This is a genomic window from Streptomyces sp. NPDC002577, assembly GCF_053594815.1.
The window spans coordinates 181,215-199,002 of the sequence record NZ_JBSFWK010000011.1 but is presented as its reverse complement, the minus strand read 5'-3'; the positions used below and the strand labels follow the sequence as shown (position 1 = coordinate 199,002).

Here is a 17,788-nt window from a genome sequence, read left to right as displayed (position 1 = left end):
GTGCGGCCCTTCTCTCAGCTCTACCGAGCGCAGCGCTTAGGCAGCGACAACCTCGATGTTGACCTTGGCGGCAACCTCGGGGTGCAGACGCACGGACGTCGCGTGGGCGCCCAGGGTCTTGATCGGCGCGCCCAGCTCGATGCGGCGCTTGTCGACCTCGGGGCCACCGGCAGCCTTGATCGCCGAGGCGACGTCGGCCGGGGTGACGGAGCCGAAGAGACGACCGGCGTCGCCGGAGCGGACGGCCAGGCGGACCTTCACGCCCTCGAGCCGGGCCTTGATCTCGTTGGCCTGCTCGATGGTCGCGATCTCGTGGATCTTGCGAGCACGACGGATCTGCTCGACGTCCTTCTCGCCGCCCTTGGTCCAGCGGATCGCGAAGTTCCGCGGGATCAGGTAGTTGCGAGCGTAACCGTCCTTGACGTCGACGACGTCGCCCGCGGCGCCGAGGCCGGAGACCTCGTGGGTGAGGATGATCTTCATGTGTCGGTCACCCTTCCCTTATCGCGCGGTGGAGGTGTAGGGCAGCAGCGCCATCTCACGGCTGTTCTTCACGGCCGTGGCGACGTCACGCTGGTGCTGCGTGCAGTTGCCGGTCACGCGGCGGGCACGGATCTTGCCGCGGTCGGAAATGAACTTCCGCAGCATGTTCGTGTCCTTGTAGTCCACGTACGTGACCTTGTCCTTGCAGAAAGCGCAGACCTTCTTCTTCGGCTTGCGCACAGGCGGCTTCGCCATGGTGTTTCTCCTGTGTGATCAAGAAGTTTGGGTGCGGCCCACCCTTGGCCCGAGGGCCTAGAAGGGGGGCTCGTCCGAGTAGCCGCCGCCGGAGCCTCCGCCCCAGCCACCGCCGCCCTGCTGACCGCCGCCGGCCGGCGCGCCGGTCGCCCAGGGGTCGTCGGCGGGAGCGCCGCCGCCCTGCTGACCGCCGCCGCCGGGGCCACCGCCCCAGCCGCCGCCCTGCTGACCGCCACCGCCATAGCCACCCTGGCCGCCCTGGCCACCGCGGCCGGAGGCCTTGGTGACCTTGGCCGTGGCGCTGCGCAGGCTCGCGCCGACCTCGTCGACGTCGAGCTCGTAGACCGTGCGCTTGACGCCCTCACGGTCCTCGTAGGACCGCTGCTTCAGCCGACCCTGCACGATGACGCGCATGCCTCGCTGGAGCGACTCGGCGACGTTCTCCGCCGCCTGACGCCAGACCGAGCAGGTGAGGAAGAGGCTCTCGCCGTCCTTCCACTCGTTCGTCTGGCGGTCGAAGGTGCGGGGAGTGGACGCGACACGGAACTTCGCGACGGCCGCACCGGACGGGGTGAAGCGCAGCTCGGGGTCATCGACGAGATTGCCGATGACCGTGATGACGGTCTCGCCTGCCATGGGTGAACCTCTCGGCGGGTTTGCTGGCTGCTTGTTGCTACTCGAATCCCGGTTACCGCTGAGCTAGGAAGCTCAGTGGGTCTCGGGACGGAGGACCTTGGTCCGGAGGACCGACTCGTTCAGGTTCATCTGGCGGTCGAGCTCCTTGACGACCGCAGGCTCGGCCTGCAGGTCGATGACCGAGTAGATGCCCTCGGGCTTCTTCTTGATCTCGTACGCGAGACGACGACGGCCCCAGGTGTCGACCTTCTCGACCTTTCCGTTGCCCTCACGGACGACGGAGAGGAAGTTCTCGATCAGCGGGGAGACAGCGCGCTCCTCGAGATCGGGGTCGAGGATGACCATCACCTCGTAGTGACGCATGTGGAACCCACCTCCTTTGGACTCAGCGGCCACGGTCGTTCCGTGGCAGGAGGGTTGTGATGCGTACGCAACGGTATCGGCTGCCACTGACAACGCCCGGCGGCATCGCTGCCGCGCAGGCACCGCTGGTGGGGTTCCCGGCCGTGATCGAGGTGATCTGGGCAGGGCTGAGCAGACACCGGTGCAGAGGGTACAGACTACCCGCACACCGGCTTCCGGTTGAAATCCGGCGGCGGAGCCCGGCAACCTGTACACATCGGGTGTGTATGGCGCTACGATGCGCCGCCTTCCGCAGGAGGTGCCCCTATGGCACAGGCAGTACGACCCAACTCCGCGACCTCTCTCTTCGCCACGGACGGCAAGCCCCACCCTCGCCAGGACGTCCTGGCGGCCGTGACGCTGGTCCTCGGTGCCATCGCCTTCATCACGGCGATGTTCCACGGCCTCCATCTGATCAGCTCCTGGGCCGGTCTGGTGGGGATCCTCACGGGCGCCTACGGCCAGTTCATCTCGGAGACGACGCGCGAGCGCTTCGGTCTCGTCCTGGGCCTGGGTGCCTCGGCGATCGGATTCTTCCTGGGCATGGCGCACGGCGGCCTGTTCGGCGGAGTTCTCGGCTGAGGCAGGTCGGTCTCGGCTGAGGCGGGCCGGTCTCCGCTGCGGCTGGTCGGTCTCGGCTGCGTGCCGGTCACAACTGAACCCAATCAGCAGCTGATCTCGATCGGTGCCGGACTGAGACCGATCGTTTTCTCTACTGATCACGAGCGGTTTGCGGCCGAGCCCGACCGGGTTCGCGGCTGAGAGCCGACTGAGGGTCTGACACGCCCCGGTCGAGTGCCGACCGGGGCCAAGTCCCGTATGCCCAGACAGGGCGCTCGAACGGCGCAGTAGGCTTCGGCGCGAGAGCCGGAGCCCCTGAACCCATGGGGACACACCAGCCCGAGGAGCGCCCCGAATGAGCCTGACCCTGAGGACCATCAGCCGAGAGCAGCATCTGGCGTACATCCAGAGCCTGCCCGCGGCGAGCCACATGCAGGTCCCGGCGTGGGCCGATGTCAAGGCGGAGTGGCGGTCCGAGAACCTGGGCTGGTTCGACGAGCGTACGGGTGAGCTCGTGGGCGCCGGCCTGGTCCTGTACCGGCAGCTGCCCAAGATCAAGCGCTATCTGGCGTACCTGCCCGAAGGCCCCGTCATCAACTGGTTCGCGCCGAACCTCGACGACTGGCTGCAGCCGATGCTGGCGCACCTGAAGCAGCAGGGCGCGTTCTCCGTGAAGATGGGCCCGCCGGTGATCATCCGCCGCTGGGAGGCGGCGTCGATCAAGCAGGGCATCCAGAACCCGGACGTGAAACGCCTGCGCGACATCGAGGCGGACTTCATCGAGCCGCGCGCCTTCGAGGTCGCGGACCGGCTGCGCCGTATGGGCTGGCAGCAGGGCGAGGACGGCGGCGCGGGCTTCGGCGACGTGCAGCCCCGCTATGTCTTCCAGGTGCCGCTGGCGGGCCGTTCACTCGAGGACGTCCACAAGGGCTTCAACCAGCTGTGGCGGCGCAACATCAAGAAGGCCGAGAAGGCCGGCGTCGAGGTGGTCCAGGGTGGCTACCAGGATCTCGCCGAGTGGCAGCGCCTGTACGAGATCACGGCCGTGCGCGACCACTTCCGGCCGCGTCCGCTGTCGTACTTCCAGCGCATGTGGACGGCTCTCAACAACGAGGACCCCAACCGCATGCGGTTGTACTTCGCCCGGCACGACGGCGTGAACCTCTCCGCGGCGACGATGCTGGTCGTCGGCGGCCACGTCTGGTACTCGTACGGCGCCTCGGACAACATCGGCCGTGAGTTCCGGCCCTCGAACGCGATGCAGTGGCGGATGCTGCGCGATGCCTACGCCCTGGGCGCCACCGTCTACGACCTGCGCGGCATCAGCGACTCGCTGGACGAGTCCGACCACCTCTTCGGTCTGATCCAGTTCAAGGTGGGCACGGGCGGCCAGGCCGCCGAATACCTCGGCGAATGGGACTTCCCGCTCAACAAGCTGCTCCACAAGGCGCTCGACATCTACATGTCGCGCCGCTGACCTGTCCCGTTTTCCTCGTTTCCCCCTCGTTCTCCTGACTCACCACAGCTCATACCCTGATACACCGCACATCACGAGAAAGGTTCGGGGACCGGCCATGGCGCTCACGCTCTACGTCGACACCGCGCGCTGGCGGGCACACCACAAGCACGTGCTCGACCAGTTTCCGGGGCTGGTCCCCGTCTGCAAGGGCAACGGCTACGGCTTCGGTCATGAGCGGCTGGCCGACGAGGCCACACGTCTCGGCTCCGAAATGCTCGCCGTCGGCACCACGTACGAAGCCGCCAGGATCAAGGACTGGTTCAGCGGTGATCTGCTGGTGCTGACGCCGTTCCGCCGGGGCGAGGAGCCCGTGCCGCTGCCCGACCGTGTCATCCGCTCGGTCTCCTCGATCGACGGGGTGCACGGCCTGGTCGGCGCCCGCGTCGTCATAGAGGTCATGTCCTCGATGAAGCGGCACGGCGTGAGCGAGCAGGATCTGCCCCAGCTGCACGCGGCCATAGAGGACGTACGCCTCGAGGGGTTCGCGCTCCATCTCCCGCTGGACCGCACCGACGGCTCGGACGCCGTCGAGGAGGTCATCGGGTGGATGGACCGCCTGCGCGCGGCCCGGCTGCCGCTGCACACGATGTTCGTCAGCCACCTCAAGGCCGACGAACTCGCGCGGCTGCAACAGCAGTTCCCGCAGACCCGGTTCCGCGCGCGGATCGGTACCAGGTTGTGGCTGGGCGACCACGACGCGACCGAGTACCGCGGCGCCGTCCTCGACGTCACGCGCGTCGCCAAGGGCGACCGTTTCGGCTACCGGCAGCAGAAGGCCGCCTCCGACGGTTACCTGGTCGTGGTGGCAGGCGGTACGTCGCACGGTGTGGGCCTCGAGGCCCCGAAGGCGCTGCACGGTGTCATGCCGCGGGCCAAGGGCGTCGCCCGCGCGGGCCTCGCCACCGTCAACCGCAACCTGTCGCCCTTCGTCTGGGCGGGCAAGCAGCGCTGGTTCGCGGAGCCGCCGCACATGCAGGTGTCGATCCTGTTCGTACCGGCGGATGCGCCGGAACCCAAGGTGGGCGAGGAGCTGGTGGCTCATCTGCGGCATACGACGACGCAGTTCGACCGGCTCGTCGACAGGTAGAGCCGGCAGGGGTTCGCCCGGGTCTCACTGAGCCGGAGGGGCTGCCGCACGGCGCGTCTGCGCTTCTGCGGCAGCCCCTCCGGCTCAGCTATGTGTTCTTCCGAAGCGGCTCACTCGTGGATGTCAGCCGGCGGGATCCCGTCGGCTTCCCTGCCCCACTGGACGCTGTGTCCCTCGGAGTGCGCGGCATGCCGTGGCGGATGAGCCGCATAGCCGAGCACGAAGACGTCCTCGGCCCCGTCCAGCACCCCGCCCGAGGGATCGTCGTCGCCCGACCGCCGCACCACGTCGCGCTCGGGCATGACGATGTCGCGGACGACGACGGCGCACAGATAGAGCGTTCCCAGCAGGTGGGCGGCGATGGCCAGGTGGTAGCCGTCGGTCGGCAGTCCCTTGTGGGCGTCGCCACTGGTCGTGTAGGCGAGGTACATCCAGATGCCCAGGTAGTACACGACCTCGCAGGCCTGCCAGATCAGGAAGTCCCGCCAGCGCGGGCGAGCCAGGGCGGCAAGCGGGATCAGCCAGAGCACGTACTGCGGTGAGTAGACCTTGTTGGTGAGGATGAAGGCTGCCACCACGAGGAAGGCGAGCTGGGCGAAGCGTGGGCGGCGTGGCGCGGTCAGGGTGAGGGCGCCGATGCCCACGCAGGCGAGCATCATGAGCACCGTGGCGAGCGTGTTGACCGAATCGGTGCTCAACGGGCTGGCCGACTGCTGGGAGAGGATCAGCCAGAAGGAGCCGAAGTCGACGCCGCGCTCCTGGCTGAACGTGTAGAACTTCGACCAGCCTTCCGTGGCCAGGATCATCACAGGCAGGTTCACGACGAGCCAGGATCCCGCCGCGCCGAGCACGGCAGTCCCGTACGCACGCAGCTTGCCGGCGCGCCAGCACAGGACGAGCAGCGGACCGAGCAGCAGAATCGGGTAGAGCTTGGCGGCCGTGGCCAGTCCGAGCAGCACACCGAAGGCCAGGGCTCGCCCCCGCGACCACATGAGCATCGCGGCGGCCGTGAGCGCCACGGCGAGCAGATCCCAGTTGATGGTGGCCGTCAGGGCGAAAGCGGGCGCAAGAGCGACGAGGAGAGCGTCCCAGGGGCGACGCCGGTGGGTGCGGGCGACGCTCACGGCGATCACCGCGGCGCACACCATCAGCATCCCGGCGTTGACCATCCAGTAGATCTGCTCCTGGCGCTGGATGGTTCCGCTGCCCGGGGTCAGCCAGGCCGCGACCTCCATGAAGACTCCGGTCAGCACGGGGTACTCGAGGTAATCCATGTCGCCGGAGAGCTTGTCGAAGTACGGCACGAGGCCGTCCGCGAAGCCGCGTCCCTGGTAGAGGTGCGGAATGTCGGAGTAGCAGGCGTGCGTGTACTGCGAGCTGGCGCCGTAGAACCAGGCGCCGTCGTAGCACGGCAGTTTCTGCACCATGCCGAGCGCGAACATCCCGATCATGACGAGCGCGATGACGCGCACGGGAGTCCACCAGCCGGTCCCGGTCAACGCCCATCGTCCGAGGGGGCCACCGATCAGCTCACTGCCGGCCGCGCCGACCTCGTCCTCCCTGGTCGGCCGTACCGGTTCCGGCTCGTGCACGCTCGAGCGCGTCGTCTCTGCACTGGGCATGCCGCACATACTGCCGTACGCGCCTGAGAATGCGGCGAGGGCCGCCACACCGATCGGGTGCGGCGGCCCTCGTTTCACGTGAAACACGCGCGCTCAGGGCGAGGAAGGGGCATCAGCCCGCTCAGCCTCCGATGAAGCCTCCGTTGCCGTTGCCTCTGGTGTTGCCGTTGCCGGTACTCGTTGAGGGCGATGGTGAGGCACTGCCGGTGCTTCCGCTGGTCGTGCCGCTGTCGGTCCCACTCGTGGTGCCGCTGCTGTCGTTGCACGTCACATCCCAGGGGCTGCACGTGCCGTTGCCGTTGCCGTTGCCGTTCGTCTTCGACGGGCTCGCGGTGGGCGACGACGAGGGGCTCGTCGTCGCGCTGGGGTCCGTGCTGGGAGAGGCGCTGGCGGTCGGGGACGGGCTGGCGCCGATGATCTCGCCGATCTTCTCGGCCTCCGGGAAGGCCTCATGATCGGAGTTCTTGAGAGCCTCCGCCATGTAGTCCTTCCAGATCTGGGCCGGGATGTCACCACCATGGATGGACGCCACACCGCCGGTGCCGTTCATCGACAGCAGCTTGCCCTTGTCCGGCTCGGTCCTGAACAGGGTGACGGCCGTGGACAGCTCCCTGGTGTAGCCGACGAACCACGCCGACTTGTTCTTGTCGGTCGTACCCGTCTTGCCGGCCACCGGGAACCCTATGTCTGCGACCTTCTTACCGGTGCCGTTCTGGACCACGTTCTGCAGGACGTCTGTCACGTTGTCGGCGACGTTGGCTTCCAGGGCCTGCTTCTGCTTCGGGGGATCGAAGCCCCCGAGCGTATCCCCATCCCTGATCACCTTGGTGACCGAGTACGGCTCATAGTGCTTGCCCGAGTCCGCGAAGGTGGCATACGCGTCCGCCATACGGATCGCGCTGGGCGTCGACGTACCCAGCGAGAAGGACACGTTGCGCAGGTTTCCCTTGTCGAAGGACTCCGGCAGGATGCCGATGGACTCCGCGACCTTCTGGGTCTTGGCAAGGCCCACGTCGACGCCCAGCTGGGCGAACGGCGAGTTGATCGACTGTTCCATGGCCTTCTTGAGGGTCACCATGCCCCACTGTGTGGTGCCCTCGTTCTTCTGACGGAACGGCTTGCCGTTGGACCCCATGATCGGATCACCGTTCTGGTCCTTGATCACGAGGAGGTCGTTGCCGTTGTACCGGGCCATCGGCGACAGAGGCTCGCCGTCGGTCTGGTAGGTCCCGTATTTCATCGCGGACGCCAGCACGATCGGCTTCCAGGTCGAGCCGACCGGCACACCCGTCGTGTTGGCGTTGTTGGAGTAGTGGCCCTTGTCGAAGCCCGCACCGCCGTAGAGGGCGACGATCGCACCACTCTTCGGATCGACCGACGCCGCACCGAACTGGACGTTCTTGTCCTTGGCGCGTTCATTCGGCTTGAGGAAGCTCTTCTGTGTCTTCTTGACGGCTGCCTCGAGCTCGTTGACCCTCGTGTGGTCGAATGTGGTGTAGATGCGGTAGCCGCCCTGCCGGTCCAGTTCCTCGGGCTCCAGTCCGAGCTTCTTCGCGGCGTACTCCTTGGCGATGTCGACGAGGTAACCGGTCTGTCCGGACAGGGACGAGGTCTGCTTCTTGAGCTTGGGGAACTTGTCGATGTCGAACTTGGCCCGATCGGCCTGTTTCATCCTCCCCACCTCGACCTCGCGGTCCAGGATCCAGCTCCACCGCTCCTTGGCGCGCTGAGTGTTCGCCTCGGCCGTGGCGTTTGCCCCGACACCCCCGTCGGGGTTGTACAGGTTCGGGCCCTTGAGGACGGCCGCGAGGAAGACGCACTGCTCGGTGCTGAGGTCCTCGGCATTCACGCCGAAATAGGCCTGGGCCGCCGCCTGGATCCCGTACGAGTTGCGGCCGTAGTAGGCCGTGTTCAGGTAGCCCGCCAGGATCTCGTCCTTGCTCTTCTGGGAGCCCACCTTGATGGAGATGAAGAGCTCCTTGACCTTGCGGCCGAGGGTCTGCTCCTGGCTCAGGTACGTGTTCTTCACGTACTGCTGAGTGATGGTCGAGCCACCCTGTGTCTCACCGCCGCGGGCCATGTTCACGACGGCGCGCGCGATTCCCATCGGGTCGACGCCCTTGTCCTCGTAGAACGTGGCGTTCTCGGCGGCGACCACCGCGTTCTTGATGTCTTTCGGGATCTGGGCGCTCGGCACGATCTGACGGTTCGTGTCACCCGTTGTAGCCATCTGGGTCTCGTCGGACCAGTAGAAGACGTTGTTCTGTGCCTTGGCCGCCGCCAGCGCGTCGCTGGGGATCCCCACCATGGCGTACCCGATCCCCGCCGCAACCAGCAGACCGCCGAAGAAGGCGATGAACGTCCCGGTCACCAGCCGCCACGACGGCACCCAGCGCCCCGCCCCGTACTTCCCCGAGCGCGGGTAGTCGATGAACCGCTTCTTCGCCGGTACGGAGCCGCGGCCCCTGCCGCGCCCTGGAGGCCCGCCCGGGCCGCCGGGGCCGCCTCGCCGGCCTCCGCCGCCGCCTGGCCCGTCGGGGGCGGCCCTGCGGCGACCACCGCCGGCGGACCGCTGTGCGGCACGGCGGGCTTCGGCGCGGCCGCCGTACGGGCGTTCCTCGCCTCCGTTGCCCCCCGGTCCGTATTCATCGGAGGGAGATCCGGTGGCGCCTCGTGGCGCTGCGCGGCGGCCGGATGACGCGCCGGACTGGCCACGGCGGGCCGCGGCACGTCCGCCGCCCTGCGGCTGCGGCGGTTTGCGACGGTGCTCGCTCATCGAACGACTACTCCTCGGGCAGGCGCCCTCGCGCCTGGAAACGGCGGCTGGTTTCCGGTTCCCCCCGACGTACGGACGAGGCCATGACAGCACTCACCCGCACTACACCAAGGACTGAGGACGTCTACTGACGTCACTTGGTTCCCGGTGGACTGCATGGCGCACAGACTACGCACCGCCAAAACACACCTAGACCGAACTTCATCCCAAATCAGGCAACTTGCTTCCTGCGAATCGGTGATGTGACGCCGCTCACCACGACCCCCCTTGTCGCGGCCGGAAGGCCGTTCTATCGTCGTGATGTATCGAGTCGATACATCAGCACGGCATAAAGACCCGTACCAGTGGACCGACGCAGTGAGGAGGCGACGATGAGCCGACGTTCCGGCATCCTCGAGTTCGCCGTGCTCGGCCTGCTTCGCGAGTCACCCATGCACGGCTATGAGCTGCGCAAACGGCTCAACACGTCGCTGGGGGTGTTCCGCGCCTTCAGCTACGGGACGCTCTATCCCTGCCTCAAGACCCTGGTTGCCAACGGATGGTTGATCGAGGAGTCGGGCAGCACCCCCGAGGACGTCCTCGCTGCTCCCCTGACAGGGCGCCGCGCCAAGATCGTCTACCGGTTGACGGCGAAAGGTAAGGACCACTTCGAGGACCTGCTCTCGCAGACGGGCCCCGACGCGTACGAGGACGAGCACTTCGCCGCCCGCTTCGCGTTCTTCGGGCAGACGTCGCGGGACGTACGCATGCGTGTACTCGAAGGCCGCCGCAGCCGGCTGGAAGAGCGCTTGGAGAGGATGCGCGCCTCACTGGCCCGCACCAGGGAGCGCCTGGACGACTACACGCTTGAGCTCCAGCGCCACGGGATGGAGTCCGTGGAGCGCGAAGTGCGCTGGCTGAACGAGCTCATCGAGAGCGAGCGAGCGGGGCGGGACCAACGACGGTCCACCGACGCCTCCTCCCCCTCGGGGGACGCGGCTCGACACGACACATCAGGGGCGTCGGACGGCCTGCCCCGGCACCGGGACTCCACCGGGCCGGATCCGTCCGACGGCACCGCCACATGAGGCCGGCACCTCCGCGGGCCTCGACCGGAACACCGAGAACAGACAGGGAGCAACCGGAATGGCTTCGGTTCGCGTAGCCGTCGTCGGCGTGGGCAACTGCGCCGCGTCGCTGGTACAGGGCGTCGAGTACTACAAGGACGCCGACCCGGACAGCAAGGTCCCGGGTCTGATGCACGTCCAGTTCGGCGATTACCACGTGCGGGACATCGAGTTCGTCGCCGCCTTCGACGTGGACGCCAAGAAGGTGGGCCTGGACCTCGCCGACGCCATCGGCGCCAGCGAGAACAACACCATCAAGATCTGCGACGTGCCGAACTCCGGCGTGACCGTCCAGCGCGGCCACACCCTGGACGGCCTCGGCAAGTACTACCGCGAGACCATCGAGGAGTCCTCCGAGGCCCCGGTCGACGTCGTCCAGGTCCTCAAGGACAAGCAGGTCGACGTCCTCGTCTGCTACCTGCCGGTCGGTTCCGAGGACGCGGCGAAGTTCTACGCGCAGTGCGCCATCGACGCCAAGGTCGCCTTCGTCAACGCCCTCCCGGTCTTCATCGCCGGCACCAAGGAGTGGGCGGACAAGTTCACCGAGGCCGGTGTGCCGATCGTCGGTGACGACATCAAGTCGCAGGTCGGCGCCACCATCACGCACCGCGTCATGGCGAAGCTGTTCGAGGACCGGGGCGTCGTCCTGGACCGCACGATGCAGCTGAACGTCGGCGGCAACATGGACTTCAAGAACATGCTCGAGCGCGACCGCCTCGAGTCGAAGAAGATCTCCAAGACGCAGGCCGTCACCTCCCAGATCCCCGACCGGGACCTCGGCGAGAAGAACGTCCACATCGGCCCGTCGGACTACGTGGCCTGGCTCGACGACCGCAAGTGGGCGTACGTCCGCCTCGAGGGCCGTGCCTTCGGTGACGTTCCGCTGAACCTCGAGTACAAGCTCGAGGTGTGGGACTCCCCGAACTCCGCGGGTGTCATCATCGACGCCCTGCGCGCCGCGAAGATCGCCAAGGACCGCGGCATCGGCGGCCCGATCCTCTCCGCGTCCTCGTACTTCATGAAGTCCCCGCCGGTCCAGTACTTCGACGACCAGGCCCGCGAGAACGTCGAGAAGTTCATCAAGGGCGAGGTCGAGCGCTAAGCACGACCAAGCACAGGCGAGACCGGCGCCGGGCGCCGGGGCTCGTCCGTCGTACGACCGTCGAGGGTCCCTGGGCAATTGGCCCGGGGACCCTCCTCGTATGTGAGGCTGTGCCCATGGCTGTGGTGCGTGACCTGCGCGTACTCCTGCGCTTCAGGAACTTCCGGCGCCTGCTCGCCGTTCGGCTGCTGTCGCAGGGAGCCGACGGGGTGTACCAGGTCGCGCTCGCCACATATGTCGTCTTCTCACCGGAGAAGGAGACGTCCCCGGCCGCGATCGCCTCTGCCATGGCGGTGCTGCTCCTGCCGTACTCGCTCGTAGGCCCCTTCGCCGGCGTGCTGCTGGACCGCTGGCAGCGTCGCCAGGTCTTCCTCTACGGGAATCTGCTGCGGGCGTCCCTGGCCGCTGTGACGGCCGTGCTGATGGTGAGCAGCGTCCCGGAGTGGCTCTTCTACGCCTCCGCTCTGTGTGTCACCGCCGTCAACCGCTTTGTCCTGGCGGGGCTTTCGGCCGCGCTGCCGCGCGTCGTCGACGCCGACCGCCTGGTGATGGCCAACTCCCTCTCGCCCACGGCAGGGACGCTCGCCGCGACCGCGGGCGGTGGCTTCGCCTTCCTCGTGCGTCTGGTGGTGTCGGACTCCGACACGGCAGTCGTCCTGTCCGGTGCGGGGCTCTATCTGTGCGCCGCGCTTGTCTCGCTGTGCATGGAACGCGAACTTCTCGGACCCGACCTGGAGTTGGTCCAGCCGCGGCTGTGGACGGCGGTGGCAGGCACGGCACGCGGTCTGGTGGCGGGCTTCCGGCATCTGGCCTCACGGCCGGTGGCGGCGCGCGCTCTGGCCGCGATGACGCTGATGCGGTTCTGCTACGGCGCGCTGACGGTGATGGTGTTGATGCTGTGCCGGTATGCGTGGTCGTCTGAAGCTGGTGGGGTTGGTGGGGCCGCTGATTCCGGTGCGGCGGGAAACGGCCTGGCGCTGCTGGGTCTCGCTGTGCTGATTTCGGGAGCCGGGTTCTTCGCCGCGGCCGTGGTGACGCCTTATGCGGCCGGGCGGTTGGGTCCGGGCGGCTGGATCACCGCGTGCGCGGGTGCCGCTGCGGTGCTGGAGCCCGCGCTCGGGCTCCCGTTCGCTCCCGCTCCCATGATGGTCGCGGCGTTCGTACTGGGGCTGACGACCCAGGGCGCCAAGATCGCCACGGACACTCTCGTGCAGTCCTCGATCGACGACGGCTTCCGGGGCCGCATCTTCTCCCTGTACGACATGCTGTCCAATGTCGCGTTCGTCGGAGCGGCAGGAGTAGCCGCTCTGATGCTGCCTCCTGACGGACGGTCGGTTCCGCTCGTGGTCACGGTGGCCATCGTCTACGCAGCAATTGCTGTTGCTATGGCCCACTTTGAGCGTCAGTAAGTGTCACATCAATGCCACAGTGCATCTCTGGACTACTGAGTTGTCAGTGGGGCCCTGTAACTTACGGGCGTCTTATCAACGCCCTTATGGGCGTCTTATGTCGCGCCCGTGTGCGCCCAGTTCAAGGGGGACCCCCAAAGTGACCACTCCGCCGCCCCAGGGCCAGAACCCGTTTGCCCAGGGTCAGCAGCCCTATGGCCAGCCCCAGGGCGGGAACCCTTACGCCCAGCAGGCCGCGCCGCAGCCTGGCCAGCCCGGCGTTCCGCCGCAGCCGAGCCCGTACTTCGGTGCGCCTGCTCCGGCGCCGCAGCAGCCGCGTCGCAACATCAAGCAGTACTTCCGCATCGCCGGCTTCATCGTTGCCGCCCTGGTGGTCGCCGGCGGCTGGTGGGCCAGCCGGGACGACGCGAACACGGCTGCCGTGGGTAGCTGCATGCACCGCGGCAGCACCGACGACAACAACCCGGACCTCGAGGTCGTCGACTGCGGTGACGCCAAGGCCGAATACAAGGTCCTCGCCAAGATCGATGGCTCTTTCACCAGCCTGACGGCGGACAAGAAGTGCGCGGCAGAGGCCTCAGACTTCCAGTACGCGTACACGGAGACCGGCGACAGCGGCAGCTTCCTGCTCTGCCTGAAGGACAAGTAGATCCCATACCGCGTATGGATCTGTGATCGCGCGAGGGGCGGTGTTTCACGTGAAACACCGCCCCTCGCGTATGCCCGGGATCAGAACCTCGGGTCATGTTTCACGTGAAACATGACCCGGGTCCCATGCCCGCTTCGCCTCAGCCCTGCGGCTGCGCGGCCCACCACTCCTTGAGCGCCGACACCGCCGCGTCGTACTCCATCGGCCCGTTCTCCAGCCGCAGCTCCAGCAGGAACTTGTACGCCTGGCCGACCGCCGGGCCGGGTCCGACGCCGAGGATCTCCATGATCTGGTTGCCGTCGAGGTCCGGCCGGATCGCGTCCAGCTCCTCCTGCTCCTGCAGAAGAGCGATGCGCTCCTCCAAGCCGTCGTAGGCACGCGACAGCGCGCTCGCCTTCCGCTTGTTGCGCGTCGTGCAGTCGGAACGGGTGAGCTTGTGCAGCCGGTCCAACATGGGGCCCGCGTCGCGTACGTAACGCCGCACCGCGGAGTCCGTCCACTCCCCGGTGCCGTAACCGTGGAAGCGCAGATGCAGCTCCACCAGGCGCGAGACGTCCTTCACGAGCTCGTTGGAGTACTTGAGCGCGTTCATACGTTTCTTGGTCATCTTGGCGCCCACCACCTCGTGATGGTGGAAGGAGACCCGGCCGTCCCCCTCGAAGCGACGCGTCCTCGGCTTGCCGATGTCGTGCAGCAGGGAGGCGAGCCTGAGCGTCAGGTCGGGACCGCTCTCCTCCAGCGCCATCGCCTGCTCCAGCACGATCAGCGTGTGTTCGTACACGTCCTTGTGCCGGTGGTGCTCGTCACGCTCCAGCCGCAGCGCGGGAAGTTCCGGCAGCACGTGATCAGCCAGACCCGTGTCCACGAGGAGCGCAAGCCCCTTGCGGGGGTACGCGGAGAGGATCAGCTTGTTGAGCTCGTCCCGGACCCGCTCGGCCGAGACGATCTCGATGCGCTCAGCCATCGCATTCATCGCGGCGACCACCTCGGGTGCGACCTCGAAGTCGAGCTGCGCGGCGAACCGAGCCGCGCGCATCATCCGCAGGGGGTCGTCGGAGAAGGACTCCTCAGGGGTGCTCGGGGTGCGCAGGACGCGCTCGGCGAGGTCCTGCAGGCCCCCGTGCGGGTCGATGAAGTCCTTCTGCGGCAGCGCCACGGCCATCGCGTTGACGGTGAAGTCCCGCCGGACGAGATCGTCCTCGATGGAGTCGCCGTAGGAGACCTCGGGTTTGCGCGAGGTCCGGTCGTAGGACTCCGAGCGGTAGGTCGTCACCTCGATCTGGAAGTTCTGATCGGTGTCTCCGACGCGGGCGCTCTTCTGGCAGCCCACCGTGCCGAAGGCGATCCCGACCTCCCATACGGCGTCCGCCCACGGGCGAACGATCTTCAGTACTTCCTCGGGACGGGCGTCCGTCGTGAAGTCCAGGTCATTGCCGAGCCGGCCCAGCAGTGCGTCCCTGACCGATCCTCCGACCAGGGCGAGAGTGAACCCGGCCTCCTGGAATCGACGGGCGAGATCGTCTGCGACAGGTGACACTCGCAACAGTTCGCTGACCGCGCGGTGCTGCACCTGACTCAGTGCGCTGGAGTTGTCTTCGTTGGCGTTCGGCACAACAGAAAAGGGTACGTGGCCCGGACGGCCGCGGGCGCACTCCTTTTCGTCCTCGCTGACGGGGGGTACCCGGCCTGCGGCTCTCGGTGAGCACCGGTAGTCTGCCCCGTCCCGGTCTCCGATCTTGTGAGGCGCTCCACGGCACTTCACGGGAGCGCACATCGTTACCATGCGGGGACGCACATTCCGACGACCACTGACATGACGAGGACGGACGAGCGCGTGGCCGAGGCGGCAGACTTCCCGGGGACAAGTCCCTCACCTGCCCGCCGCTGGCTGCGGCGCGCAGGGGCCATGCTCGTCGCGGTGCCGCTGCTGGCAGGTCTCGTCCAGCTGCCTCAGACGTCTGCCTCTCACGCCGCCACGAAGACCTCCGTCGCCGAGGCCACCGGTTCGCGCACCGTCGACGTCTCCGTGAACTCCCTCACTCCTACGGCCCCGGGCGAAGACGACACAGTCACCGTCTCCGGCACGGTCACCAACAGCAGTAAGCAGACAGTGACCGGCGCCGAGGTCGCCCTCCGGGTGGGGCCTCTCCTGAACAGCCGTAGCGCGATCGACAACGTCGAACAGCGCACCGGCTACATCCCGGGAGCGGACGGCAACCCGATCGACGGCAAGTACACCAAGGACTTCGCCAAGCTGGCGCCCGGCGTCCCGCAGGACTTCAGCATCTCGGTCCCCGTCAAGGACCTGAACCTCGGGGCCGACGGTGTCTATCAGCTCGCCGTCGCGCTGACGGGACAGACCGCGGCTCAGCCCTGGCCGCAGGTGCTCGGGGTGCAGCGGACCTTCCTGCCGTGGCAGCCCGGCGAGACGGACACCAAGACCAAGACGACGTATCTGTGGCCGCTCATCTCGTCCACGCACGTCACCGCGGAGACCGGCTCGGACGAGCAGCAGACGCCGGTCTTCCAGGACGACAGCCTGACCGAGGAGATCTCCCCGGGCGGTCGGCTGGAGCGGATGGTCGCTCTCGGCGCCGACCTGGACGTCACCTGGGTGATCGACCCGGATCTGCTGGCCTCCGTCGACGCCATGACCAGGAGCTACCGGATCCGGGCGGACGACGGCACCGGCACCACCGCCGGCAAGAACCAGGCGGTCGCCAAGCAGTGGCTCGACGATCTCGAGAAGGCGGTGGCGGACAAGAAGGTCGTCGCGCTGCCCTTCGCCGACCCCGATCTGGCCTCGCTCGCACACAACGGCAAGAACGTGTCGGGCTCCCTCAGCCACCTCAAGGACGCCACCGACGTGGCCACCAGCACCGTGGAGACGGTTCTCCACGTGGAACCCAGCACGGACTTCGCCTGGCCCGTGGACGGAGCGGTCGACCCGTCCATCGTCGAGGTGGCGACCTCGGCGGGCGCCGACATGGTGATCGCCCGCAGCGACAGCCTGCAGGAGACCGGCGGTCTGACGTACACGCCCAACGCGGCGCGGCCGATCGGCGGCGGCACCACGGCCGTGGTCGCCGACGCCCGGTTGTCCACCGCCTTCGAGGGCGACATGACGAACGCGGAGAAGTCCACGCTCGCCGTGCAGGACTTCCTCGCACAGAGCCTGATGATCACGCTGCAGGACCCGCAGAAGCAGCGCAGCATCGTCGTCGCCCCGCAGCGCATGCCGTCCGCGAGCCAGGCGCAGACCATGGCCACAGCACTGACCGCCCTCGGTGAGGGTCGCTGGTCCGAGGCCCAGGACCTCTCCGCTGCCGCGAAGACGAAGCCCGACCCGAACGCCACGACCCGGGTGCCCTCCACCAAGCAGTACCCGTCTTCGCTGCGCAAGCACGAGCTGCCGCAGTCCGCCTTCGAGGCCATCCAGAAGACACAGAGCGCGCTCGACAGCTTCACGGTGATCCTCACCGACTCGTCCCGCGTGGTCACGCCCTTCGGCCGTGCCATCGACCGGCAGATGTCGACGTCCTGGAGAGGCCGTGCGGACGAGGCTGAGCAGTTCCGTGACGGCGTGCAGTCGTATCTCGAAAGCCTCACCCAGCGGGTGAGGCTGATCGACAAGTCCCCGGCGAAGCTCTCGGGCCGCAGTGCGACGATCCCGGTGACGGTGCAGAACAACCTCGTGCAGGGCGTCGACCGTCTGGTGCTGCGCCTCACCTCGACGAAGCCCAAGCGCCTCACGATCGGTGACGGCGCCTATGACGAGCAGCCGATCAAGGTCGCGGGCGGGCACAGCCAGTCGGTGAAGTTCACCACAACGACCAACGCCAACGGCCCCGTCCCGGTGATCGCCCAGCTGTACACGGAGGACGGCCGGCCGTACGGCGAGGAGGTGCGCTTCGACCTGGAGGTCACCGAGGTCCCGCCCTCCGTGATGCTGGTCATCGCAGGCGGGCTGCTGCTGCTCGTGCTCGCCGGCTTCCGGATGTACACGCAGCGCAAGCGCGCGGCCGCCCGGAAGGCAGAGACTCCGGAGGGCGGCTCTGAGCAGGAGTCCGGCGCGGAGAGCGGGTCCGAGGATCCCGGGCAGCCGAGTGACCCGACACCGGACACCGCATCCGAAAGCACCGACCCGTCCGGCACGGGTGAGAAAGTGGACCGTTGAGCGA

Annotated in this window: 15 protein-coding genes; 8 read left to right on the top strand and 7 right to left on the bottom strand. The window is 67.6% G+C overall.

The annotated features are described in order from the left end of the window. Positions 1–36 precede the first annotated feature (36 nt). The 4 genes from rplI to rpsF form a co-directional block, all read right to left on the bottom strand. Positions 37–483 (bottom strand): 50S ribosomal protein L9, encoded by a 447-nt coding sequence (rplI, locus tag ACWD4J_RS18025; protein WP_451396344.1) that lies wholly within the window; start codon positions 481–483, stop codon positions 37–39. An 18-nt stretch (positions 484–501) separates the two neighbouring features. Next, on the bottom strand, positions 502–738 hold the full coding sequence (rpsR, locus tag ACWD4J_RS18020) for a 30S ribosomal protein S18 (protein WP_003949403.1): 237 nt from the start codon (positions 736–738) through the stop codon (positions 502–504). 57 nt (positions 739–795) lie between these two features. Beyond that, positions 796–1,374: a single-stranded DNA-binding protein gene (locus ACWD4J_RS18015; protein ID WP_451396343.1), complete on the bottom strand. Its 579-nt coding sequence runs from the start codon at positions 1,372–1,374 to the stop codon at positions 796–798. A gap of 72 nt (positions 1,375–1,446) precedes the next feature. Beyond that, the gene (gene rpsF / locus ACWD4J_RS18010; protein WP_004950685.1) at positions 1,447–1,737 is read right to left on the bottom strand and encodes a 30S ribosomal protein S6; all 291 of its coding nucleotides are present in this window, start codon (positions 1,735–1,737) and stop codon (positions 1,447–1,449) included. 306 nt (positions 1,738–2,043) lie between these two features. Here rpsF and ACWD4J_RS18005 point away from each other — a divergent pair, with 306 nt between their 5' ends. The 3 genes from ACWD4J_RS18005 to ACWD4J_RS17995 all read left to right on the top strand — a co-directional run bounded on the left by ACWD4J_RS18005 (position 2,044) and on the right by ACWD4J_RS17995 (position 4,943). Beyond that, a complete protein-coding gene (locus ACWD4J_RS18005; RefSeq protein ID WP_451396342.1) occupies positions 2,044–2,358 on the top strand; it encodes a hypothetical protein in 315 nt (104 codons plus the stop codon). Between the two features lie 334 nt (positions 2,359–2,692). Next, complete coding sequence (femX, locus tag ACWD4J_RS18000; RefSeq protein WP_451396341.1) at positions 2,693–3,814, top strand: peptidoglycan bridge formation glycyltransferase FemX; 1,122 nt, start codon at positions 2,693–2,695, stop codon at positions 3,812–3,814. A 97-nt stretch (positions 3,815–3,911) separates the two neighbouring features. Continuing rightward, complete coding sequence (locus ACWD4J_RS17995; protein ID WP_451396340.1) at positions 3,912–4,943, top strand: alanine racemase; 1,032 nt, start codon at positions 3,912–3,914, stop codon at positions 4,941–4,943. 110 nt (positions 4,944–5,053) lie between these two features. Here the strand turns inward: ACWD4J_RS17995 and ACWD4J_RS17990 are convergent, their stop codons facing one another. Further along, positions 5,054–6,574, bottom strand: a complete 1,521-nt coding sequence (locus ACWD4J_RS17990; RefSeq protein WP_451396377.1) for a glycosyltransferase family 87 protein — start codon at positions 6,572–6,574, stop codon at positions 5,054–5,056. Positions 6,575–6,686: 112 nt separating this feature from the next. Beyond that, the gene (locus ACWD4J_RS17985; protein WP_451396339.1) at positions 6,687–9,341 is read right to left on the bottom strand and encodes a transglycosylase domain-containing protein; all 2,655 of its coding nucleotides are present in this window, start codon (positions 9,339–9,341) and stop codon (positions 6,687–6,689) included. A gap of 371 nt (positions 9,342–9,712) precedes the next feature. Here ACWD4J_RS17985 and ACWD4J_RS17980 point away from each other — a divergent pair, with 371 nt between their 5' ends. From ACWD4J_RS17980 to ACWD4J_RS17965, 4 genes are all read left to right on the top strand, one after another. Further along, positions 9,713–10,408 carry a helix-turn-helix transcriptional regulator gene (locus tag ACWD4J_RS17980; RefSeq protein WP_451396338.1) on the top strand — a complete coding sequence of 232 codons (696 nt, stop codon included), beginning with the start codon at positions 9,713–9,715 and terminating at the stop codon, positions 10,406–10,408. Positions 10,409–10,466: 58 nt separating this feature from the next. Further along, complete coding sequence (locus ACWD4J_RS17975; protein WP_451396337.1) at positions 10,467–11,549, top strand: inositol-3-phosphate synthase; 1,083 nt, start codon at positions 10,467–10,469, stop codon at positions 11,547–11,549. Between the two features lie 116 nt (positions 11,550–11,665). Beyond that, positions 11,666–12,958 carry an MFS transporter gene (locus tag ACWD4J_RS17970; RefSeq protein ID WP_451396336.1) on the top strand — a complete coding sequence of 431 codons (1,293 nt, stop codon included), beginning with the start codon at positions 11,666–11,668 and terminating at the stop codon, positions 12,956–12,958. 139 nt (positions 12,959–13,097) lie between these two features. Next, positions 13,098–13,607: an LppU/SCO3897 family protein gene (locus ACWD4J_RS17965; protein WP_451396335.1), complete on the top strand. Its 510-nt coding sequence runs from the start codon at positions 13,098–13,100 to the stop codon at positions 13,605–13,607. Between the two features lie 139 nt (positions 13,608–13,746). On the opposite strand, the gene ACWD4J_RS17960 is transcribed toward ACWD4J_RS17965, so the two are convergent. Beyond that, a complete protein-coding gene (locus ACWD4J_RS17960; RefSeq protein WP_451396334.1) occupies positions 13,747–15,219 on the bottom strand; it encodes a CCA tRNA nucleotidyltransferase in 1,473 nt (490 codons plus the stop codon). A 222-nt stretch (positions 15,220–15,441) separates the two neighbouring features. Between ACWD4J_RS17960 and ACWD4J_RS17955 the strand changes: the two genes are divergently transcribed. After that, positions 15,442–17,784 carry a DUF6049 family protein gene (locus ACWD4J_RS17955; RefSeq protein WP_451396376.1) on the top strand — a complete coding sequence of 781 codons (2,343 nt, stop codon included), beginning with the start codon at positions 15,442–15,444 and terminating at the stop codon, positions 17,782–17,784. Positions 17,785–17,788 lie beyond the last annotated feature (4 nt).

Coding starts and splice junctions, on each gene's coding strand:
- rplI (WP_451396344.1), bottom strand. CDS start 483: ATGAAGATCATCCTCACCCACGAGGTCTCCGGCCTCGGCGCCGCGGGC.
- rpsF (WP_004950685.1), bottom strand. CDS start 1,737: ATGCGTCACTACGAGGTGATGGTCATCCTCGACCCCGATCTCGAGGAG.
- rpsR (WP_003949403.1), bottom strand. CDS start 738: ATGGCGAAGCCGCCTGTGCGCAAGCCGAAGAAGAAGGTCTGCGCTTTC.
- ACWD4J_RS17985 (WP_451396339.1), bottom strand. CDS start 9,341: ATGAGCGAGCACCGTCGCAAACCGCCGCAGCCGCAGGGCGGCGGACGT.
- ACWD4J_RS18015 (WP_451396343.1), bottom strand. CDS start 1,374: ATGGCAGGCGAGACCGTCATCACGGTCATCGGCAATCTCGTCGATGAC.
- femX (WP_451396341.1), top strand. CDS start 2,693: ATGAGCCTGACCCTGAGGACCATCAGCCGAGAGCAGCATCTGGCGTAC.
- ACWD4J_RS18005 (WP_451396342.1), top strand. CDS start 2,044: ATGGCACAGGCAGTACGACCCAACTCCGCGACCTCTCTCTTCGCCACG.
- ACWD4J_RS17975 (WP_451396337.1), top strand. CDS start 10,467: ATGGCTTCGGTTCGCGTAGCCGTCGTCGGCGTGGGCAACTGCGCCGCG.
- ACWD4J_RS17990 (WP_451396377.1), bottom strand. CDS start 6,574: ATGTGCGGCATGCCCAGTGCAGAGACGACGCGCTCGAGCGTGCACGAG.
- ACWD4J_RS17995 (WP_451396340.1), top strand. CDS start 3,912: ATGGCGCTCACGCTCTACGTCGACACCGCGCGCTGGCGGGCACACCAC.
- ACWD4J_RS17970 (WP_451396336.1), top strand. CDS start 11,666: ATGGCTGTGGTGCGTGACCTGCGCGTACTCCTGCGCTTCAGGAACTTC.
- ACWD4J_RS17980 (WP_451396338.1), top strand. CDS start 9,713: ATGAGCCGACGTTCCGGCATCCTCGAGTTCGCCGTGCTCGGCCTGCTT.